The following is an 8,434-nucleotide window of genomic DNA, read 5'->3' as shown; positions in this document are numbered from 1 at the left end:
TCTGAATACTTGATATAAGGGTTATGAGCTAGCTTAGTTTTTAATTTTAAGTGTTTGCTATATGGGGTGCCAATATATTGACCTTGGTTAGGTAGGTTAACTAATACTGTTTCCGTTGTATTAATAGCGGCGTTAGAAGTTGAAGATAATACTGCAGCTACGATAATTCCATTAATCATTTTTAAATCTCTCTATTCAGGGTTAATTAAAGTGTTAACTTTTATTTGACATCTGAATAGAGAGTTGCAGTTGTTATGCCAATGTTGCTTAAATGGCGGTTTTTTTACTTTGTTTTTTTTGATTGATGTTTAATAATTCGGTGAAATCTTTTTCTGGAACAGGCTTACTAAAGATGTAGCCTTGGATTTCTTCACATTTTAAGGCTTTTAATATATTTAATTGCGCGGTTTCTTCTACACCTTCTCCGACAACAGATAAGCCCATGTTATGTGCGATAGTAATAATGCTATCGACCATTTTTAAATCACGATCTGATTTATCGATATCATCCACAAAAGATTTATCAATTTTCAAACAATGAATTGGGAAATGTTTGAGATATGAAAGCGATGAATACCCAGTACCAAAATCATCAAGGGCTAGAGTCACCCCCATTTGGGCAAGCTGATTCATTACTTTGATGGCATTATCTGGATTTTTAATAATGGTACTTTCAGTAATTTCTAGTTCAAGGTGACAAGCTGGGAGCTTTGTGAGCTCTAATACACTTAATATGCGTTGCTGTAAATCAGGTAGGGCAAACTGTCTTGAAGATAAGTTTATGGCTACACGGCCGTTAAATACACCTTGTTCGCGCCACTTCTGTGCTGCAAAGCAGGCTTTACGTAAAACCAGATCGCCAATTTCGACAATTAAACCATTTTCTTCAGCAAGTGGAATAAATTCATTTGGCGGGATGACACCAAATTCCGGATGAACTAATCTAACTAAAGCTTCCATTCCAGCAAGGCTGTCTTGTTTTAAATCGACTTTGGGTTGGTAATAGACTTCAAAGTAATCTTCTTTTAATCCTTCTCGGATCAAGTTTTCTACTTCTAATTGGCGTAGCGCATTTTTGTTTAAAGACTCTGAATAGAATTGGTAACGATTGCCACCCCCTGATTTGGCATGATACATAGCGATATCTGCTTTTCTTAATAGGGCTTGTTCATTTTGCTCATCTTCAGGGTATAAAACTATCCCGATACTTAAGCTAATAACGAGGGATTCGTTATCAACTTTAAACTCTTGTTTCAATGAGTCTATTATTCGAGAGGCGATAGCCGCACATGAACCAATATCAGGGTTATGGTCAACTAAGATGGCAAATTCATCACCGCCAAGACGATATAAACTAACGTGATTTGGAATATTTTCTTGAAGCCTACGAGCGACATCAATAAGTAACGCATCACCAGTTTGGTGGCCTAGCGAGTCGTTAATACGTTTGAAATTATCTAAATCCAATACCATTAATGTATGGTGGACGTCTTTTTTCACTAGATTGTTCAAGGTTACTTGTAAACTAGAACGGTTAGGTAGCCCGGTGAGCAAATCACTATTGGTTAATTTGCGTAGTTCTTCTTCTTGCTGTTTACGACGAGTAATATCTGAGAATACCCCTACGTAATGACTGGTTTCGCCTTGTTCGTTGTATATAGCATCGACGGTGAGCTCCATTAAGAAATGGCTACCATCTCCGCGATTGGCCTCTACTTCATTACTCCAGCTGCCCTGTTGGGCCAAAGCTGCGTGAATTTGGTTAGAGTAGCTGTCAGGGTAACGAGTAAAGTTAAATAATTGTCCAAGAAATTCAGCTCGGTTTTGGGCGGTTAATTGACAACAAGCATCGTTGACTTCAACAAAATGAAATTTGTCATCTAGAATAAACATGCCTTCAGAAATGTTTTCAATTGCTCTTTCGAATAGTCTTAATTGTTCTTCGGTTTGTTTAATATTATTGATGTTTTTGATGGTACCCGTCATACGCAGCGGTTTTTCTTTGTGATCCCTTTCAACAATTTTTGCTCTATCTAGTACCCAAACCCATTTGTGTTGAAGGCTTTTAACGCGGTATGCAACTTCAAAATGATCTGTTAGCCCTTTAAAGTGGTCATTAAGGGCTGTTTTAACTCTATTTTGATCGAGGGGGTGAATATTGCTTTCTTCTCCAGGTTTTCCTGAGCGATGGCCATCTTGAGGAAACTCTAATGTTCCCCAGATATTGGATCGGTAAATTTCACCGGTTTCAATATCCCAATCCCACATTTCATCACCGCTACCCCATAGTGATAATTTTAATCTTTCTTCACTAAGGGCTATTTGTTTTTGTATTTCTCGTCTGCGTAAAATTGTCTTGGCTATGAGTAGCAATATTAATAAGCCCAATACGGTATAGGATAGTTTTGCTTCAAAAGATAAATACCAAGGTGGGGTAATAATAACTTTAATTGATTTTGTAGCACCTTGTTTACCTGATAATTTGTTTATAGCGTAAACATTAAAAAAATAAATTCCGGCAGATAGATTCGTGTAAGTGGCTGAGTTAATATTCTGTGCGGGTAACCAATCATCATTTAGACCTTCCATTTGATAAAAGAATTTATAGTCTTCTAGAGACTTTCCTGGAGCTGTGAAGGTAAAAGAGAAGGGGTAGTCTGAGTACTTTAATGTTATATTTTCTTGGTTGTTAATTGGTTTTGATAATACTCTTCCTCCAACTTTCTCTGAGATGTTGAACAGTTGGAAGTCAATTAGTGCAACATTTGAAGAGTTGCTACTAATAATTTCTTTATAAATCTCATTAGGGTTAATAATACTAATGCCATTAGAACCTGTGAATAAGCTATAATCATCAATGATTATCGAACCGACAGAGTTATAATCACTTTGAGCACCATTTTTGTTCGTTACAGTGGTGTTTGAAAGATTTATTTTGTTTGTGATATTTATTTCTGTGGCAGAAGAAGAAACTATAAAGTTATTTAAAACTTCAATGGAAAATATCAATTTGTTATTTTTAAAAATAGTCTGTTGGTTAAGGGTTTTGGTGGACAGTTTCAGCAGCGAATGTCTAGTTCCAAATAGCAAATTCTCTCCATCCAAAGCAAGACTAGTCACCATACTTTCGTTATATACCTTTTCGGATTTATCATCAGCTATTCTGAATAAACCTCCTTGGCTAGCAACCCAGAAAGTGTCACCTTTCCTTAATAATTGAAATATAGGGTAACGTTCACCTGTTGACATCGATTTTATTACTTGATTATTCTTTAAAACTAAAATCTTACCATTAGCTGTTGATATGTAGACTAATTGCCTGCCAGGATCGCTTGTTATGTAGGTGACCGGCTCATCAAGTAGCATATCTAATGCTAATGTATCTAGATTTACTGTGCTGAGGCCATTTATACTACCTATATATAGTTCTCTATTGAGTAGTCCAATACTTTTAGGTCCTGCAGTATCATCAAGTATTATCGATGACTGTTCTTTGAGCGTATTGTCTAATATTTTTACTTCAGATGAGTCCATTGCAATAAAAATATTTTCATTGTTCTTGGTTATTGACCAAATGTTACTTGTTATTAGTTTCGAGTTTTTTATCAGATTTTTACTTCTTTTTATTATGATTAAACCAACATGGACATCAGCTACGAAAATTGCTGATTTGGTTTCTTTTATCAAAGGGCGTTTTATTGAACCTTCTTTATTAATGTATCCTACATTTTTTATTTCTTTGTTTTTTAGTAGTTTTACAATACTTGAATCTGCTATTGAGGTAAGTTCGTTTTCATTTTGAGACGTTTCTAGATATGTTAAAACTAAATTTGAGAATTTACTTTTAATATCACTCTTGTAACTATATAAACCATTGTTGGATGAAATGATAAGTTCTTCGTTCAACTGTCCTATATCATTTGATTGGTGCTCGATAACCGTTAAGTTATTCTCGAATAATTTGAATACTGTACCAGTATAGTTTCGGATATAAAAAATATCACCAATTTGAATTATTCTTTTTACTTCATGTAATACTTTACTTTCAAAGCTCCAAATTACTCTATTTAATTTCTCATTTAGGATGATAACCTTGTTGTTGAGACCTAGAGCAATGCCTTCAGGCAAATGAGATAGGTACCAGATAGACTCGTCAATTTTTTCACCTTCTATTAAAATAGGGTTAAATTTTTCAGAATTCTCATCAAAGACAGCAAGCCCTTTATCGGTACCAACAATGAGTCTATTTTTTTTATCAATTAGCAATGTTTTTACGAATGAACTAGGTAAACTGGATTGGCTGTCATCTGCATAGAAATGTTTAAAATTAACACCGTCAAACCGATTAAGCCCATTGACGGTACCAAGCCATATATAACCCTGCCTATCTTCTACAATACTAGTGACATTTGATTGTGATAAGCCGTCTTCAACATTATATCGATCGGTATTTAGGACTAATTCATAGTCATCTGCGCCAGCAGACATAGCTGAGTGAGAAATGCTTTGAAGAATAAAAAATGCGCATATTAAGAATGGTCTAATCATTGACATATTAAGGATACTTTTGTCTGCTGCAATTGATAATTATTTACAATAAAGTACCACTTTTTCAGAAAGTTAAGCCTTTGTCAAAAAATGGTTGATTTCTAAGGTTGTAAATGGTCAGTATAGTGTTTTATTTGTAGGGCATATAGTGTTTATTTAGTGTTATTTGTTTCATAATTATCTAATTTTAACGTTTTTATAGCGTATTCCACTGGGTTGCTGTATTTATGCGCAGTTTAGTAAAGTAGTAACAATTAATTATGTGATTAAGTTACGGGTGAAAAATATTACGTTTCTCAAAAATTAAACTTCTCTGCTTGCTGCTTAAAGCCTTTCAAGTCTGTTATCACTTGAGTGTTAGCAATAGGCTCAAGTTGTTGATGCTGCTCTCCAACATTAAATAATACTAATCGGTCACTGTGCTTTGAGCGCATATTTTCTACGATAAACTTAATCAAATCAGCGCGGGTGAGCTTTTTAATTTCCTCTATTACTTTTTCCCTTTGATTAAATTCATAATCACGATTACCAAGACAGACCCAGTAGCGTTGGCTTCGGCTTTTCAAACTAGCATCTTTTTCTGAAATTTGGTTGATCAAACCTTGCTTAGTAGCTTCCCACTGCCCCTTGGTTATCTGCATGACTGCATAGTTAAAGTCCGCGATAAATTCATCGATGGCTTCAAGAAGCTTTCGTGGCGCAGTTGTGGGTGATTGGATGTAGAAAATCATCCCCGGGTGTCGATTTAAAGGTAAATAGCCCGTTCCGACCATATAGCCAAGTTGTTTTTCTGTTCTGAGTTCATGGAAAAATGTCGAAGACATCGTATGATTTAATAAACTAAACAGCCCAATTTGATGGGGAGTTGTTTGTTTTGATTGGTAGTAAATAATGATCGCGCTGTCTTGATGCTCAATGTTGAGTTCGCGCATTAACATGCCGCGATTAGACAGATTAATGAGTTCGCGACTAGATTCGTTACTGGGCTTTGTTACCAATGACAGAACCTGTTTTAAGCGTCTCGCCAGTTGCTGGGCTTCACTCGCTAACCAGTCACCATAGACTAAACCTTCAACATAAATTTTTTCATAAAATGCCATTACATGATCATGTAATTCATCTAGTGTCACTTCCTCTAGCATTTCTGCCATTCTAGTGGGCTCGTAAGAGCGTTTCTGCAGTGTCACAGTCAAGCTAGTGAAGAGCTGCGCGATGGGTTTGGCTTGGGCTGCGTTAGTCCAACTGCGGATAAGCTGCTTTTTGATAAGCTTAAACCTATCTTGGGTAAAGTTTCGCTCTCTGGCTTTTTCAATTACTAAAGCTAATAGCGTTTCTTGATTACCGGTAAAGCCGGTTAGATGCAGTGTTATTCCACCTTGATGAGGGTAAATATTATAATTTAGTCCTGCTACTTCAGCCTGATAAGTGGCTTCAGCGAGGTAATCTAGCACCATCTCAACATACAGTCTTGTTAACGCGGCATGCTTTGGGGTGGGGCTAGCTTGATCTGAGTCCAAGGATAAATATAAATGTCCTTTGGGTACGTTAAACTCATCATCTTTACGATGCCAAAAACGGTAACCTTCATCTTCAGCCACAATGGTCGGCACAGCACTGGTACTTAGTTCACTTCTAGCTTGTGGGTCGTCAACGATAAAAGGATTTTTAAGGGGTAATTTTAGTTCTTTTCTTGGTTTTACCTGCTGCCAATGGGCCACTTTTTCTTTTGAGATCTCCTCAATAGAGTAAGGGGTAAAATACCATTGCGCCTGAGTGTCAGTACTTACTTCCTTTGAGAGTAACTGAGTACGCATGTTGTTAGGATTAAAATAATGAAGTAACTCAAGAGTTTCTGTCTCAATAAGTTTATCCATTCGGTAATCACCGTAAACCACATCTTCAACATCATAGTGCTGCATGTTGATACTAAGGTGGCTGGCAAGATCTAGATTTTTGATTTGTTCTTGAAATTTAAAGGCTGTAGATAACAGGCTTGCTCTTTCTTGATAACGCCAAGGCTCAATGCCTGACTCTTTAATTAATTCAAGGTATTCAAATGTGCAGGTTACGATTTCATCAACTTGCGTTAAACCTTTGTCGGTTAGCTGGATACTGATGCTGTAATCTTTGAAGTTGTAACCACTGACCCCACCACCTGCCGATAAATTATTGGCTAGACCATGCTCTTTTAAATATGACAGTAAACTACCAGGACTTTCATTGCCTAATAAGTGACTAATGAAAGTCAGTGGTTTGGTTTTATAAAAAGGTTCCATGCTAGGCAGGGCAAAACTAATATTGAGCCTCTTTTGCTCTTTTACTGGCATGATATTAATTTTTTTTAGTAATAACTCTTGGCTTAAATAAGGGGTGTCAGGGTAGCTCTTTATTATCTTTTTATTATTAATAGCACTGAAATATTGTTGTACTTTTTCAGCTTGCTGGTCTAACGATAGCGGCGATATTAGGCATAATGTCATAATGTTGGCGCTGTATTTTTCTTGATAGAAATCCAGTAATTCTTGGCGCACATCAGCTTCATCACCTGCCAAGGTCTGCAGATTACCCACTGAAAATTTGCTGAATGGATGAGCTGGATTTATTGATTCTTTTTGTACTTGATAAACGCGTCTAATATCGTCTTTAAGTTTTAAACTGTATTCAGATTCAATGGCATGTCTTTCTCTGTCTACCAGTTCAAGGTCAAACTTTGGTGCAATAAAAAATTGACTAAAACGGTCTAAAGATTCTTCGAATTGTTCAGCATCGATACTGTAAAAAAAATTAGTTTGTTCAGTGCCGGTCCACGCGTTATTGGTACCGCCATGATGATTAATAAACTGATGATATTCACCTGAGTCAGGGTATTTTTCTGTGCCCAAAAATAACATGTGTTCTAAAAAATGCGCCATTCCTGGCCGTGACGATGGATCGTCAAAGTGACCCACAGAAACCGTCATCGATGCTGCCGCATGTGAAGTTTTGGTATCTTCAACTAATAACACCCGCAATTCATTTTCCAAAACCATATATTGGTATTGGCGATGATCATTTGGGCTTTTCACTATTTCAGGCTGTGTAGTGTCTGGTTTTATGGTCAAGATAATGCTCCAGATGAGAAGGCACTGTATAACGACTTGAGTAACTACTTGGGTTCTTTGTTGCTCACTTTGCAACTATTAAAAAAGTAGTTTGAATATATATAGTGATATTGTTAGCGGTTTTTAGCAACTTTTAGTCACACTGTTGAAAGAGTTTAATAGCTTTTCAGAATAATACGCATAAAATTCATAGAAACATCGACTAAAGACTAATTAATTTTACTTCATAGTTTCTTTGTGGATGAATTATTTAAGGCTACAATTAGCCAATAAACACTATAATAATGAGTAGCGAGAGAAGTATGCAGCTATTTTTAATGCGCCATGGCGAAGCAAGTTTTGACGCCCCATCTGATAGAGAGCGTATGTTATCTCAAGTTGGGCGTAATCAATCAAATACCATGGCCAATTGGTTAACGCAGAAAGTAAACAGTGTCGATTTAGTGATAGTAAGTCCTTACCTAAGGGCACAACAAACATGGCAAGAAGTGGCTAAACATCTACCGGAACCAAACAAATGGTTAGTGTTAGATGATATAACGCCTTCTGGCAGCCCTCAAATCGCTGTTGATGCTATTTTAGCTTATGCTGAACATTACAATGCTCAAAAGGTGTTAGTTATCGCTCACATGCCTATTCTAGGTTATATGGTCAGTGAATTAGTTGCAGGTATGGAGCCTCCGATATTTGCTACATCGGCTATTGTATCGATTGATAAAAACGAACACGGTTTTCATTTTGAGCTAATGCAAACCCCAACTCAAATAAGCGCTTAAGTTCTTCCA

General features: G+C 36.5%; 3 protein-coding genes. 1 reads left to right on the top strand and 2 read right to left on the bottom strand.

What is annotated here, in order from left to right; translation table 11 throughout:
• Nucleotides 1-267: 267 nt before the first annotated feature.
• Together BCU91_RS13210 and BCU91_RS13205 are read right to left on the bottom strand one after the other, a co-directional pair.
• Nucleotides 268-4,488, bottom strand: a complete 4,221-nt coding sequence (locus BCU91_RS13210; RefSeq protein WP_206747623.1) for an EAL domain-containing protein — start codon at nt 4,486-4,488, stop codon at nt 268-270.
• Between the two features lie 356 nt (nt 4,489-4,844).
• On the bottom strand, nt 4,845-7,577 hold the full coding sequence (locus BCU91_RS13205; protein WP_102531677.1) for an insulinase family protein: 2,733 nt from the start codon (nt 7,575-7,577) through the stop codon (nt 4,845-4,847).
• A gap of 374 nt (nt 7,578-7,951) precedes the next feature.
• On the opposite strand from BCU91_RS13205, the gene sixA reads away from it, so the two are divergent.
• On the top strand, nt 7,952-8,425 hold the full coding sequence (gene sixA / locus BCU91_RS13200; protein ID WP_102437476.1) for a phosphohistidine phosphatase SixA: 474 nt from the start codon (nt 7,952-7,954) through the stop codon (nt 8,423-8,425).
• The last annotated feature ends 9 nt before the right edge of the window (nt 8,426-8,434 follow it).

It is taken from the genome of Shewanella sp. 10N.286.52.B9 (genome assembly GCF_002873635.1).
Lineage (GTDB): Bacteria > Pseudomonadota > Gammaproteobacteria > Enterobacterales > Shewanellaceae > Shewanella.
The sequence above is the reverse complement of the archived record's forward strand: the minus strand, read 5'-3'. Positions and strand labels throughout refer to the sequence as shown.

What these genes read in the sequence shown, in the direction of transcription:
- BCU91_RS13205 (WP_102531677.1), bottom strand. Translation starts at nt 7,577, where the DNA reads ATGGTTTTGGAAAATGAATTGCGGGTGTTATTAGTTGAAGATACCAAA.
- sixA (WP_102437476.1), top strand. Translation starts at nt 7,952, where the DNA reads ATGCAGCTATTTTTAATGCGCCATGGCGAAGCAAGTTTTGACGCCCCA.
- BCU91_RS13210 (WP_206747623.1), bottom strand. Translation starts at nt 4,488, where the DNA reads ATGTCTGCTGGCGCAGATGACTATGAATTAGTCCTAAATACCGATCGA.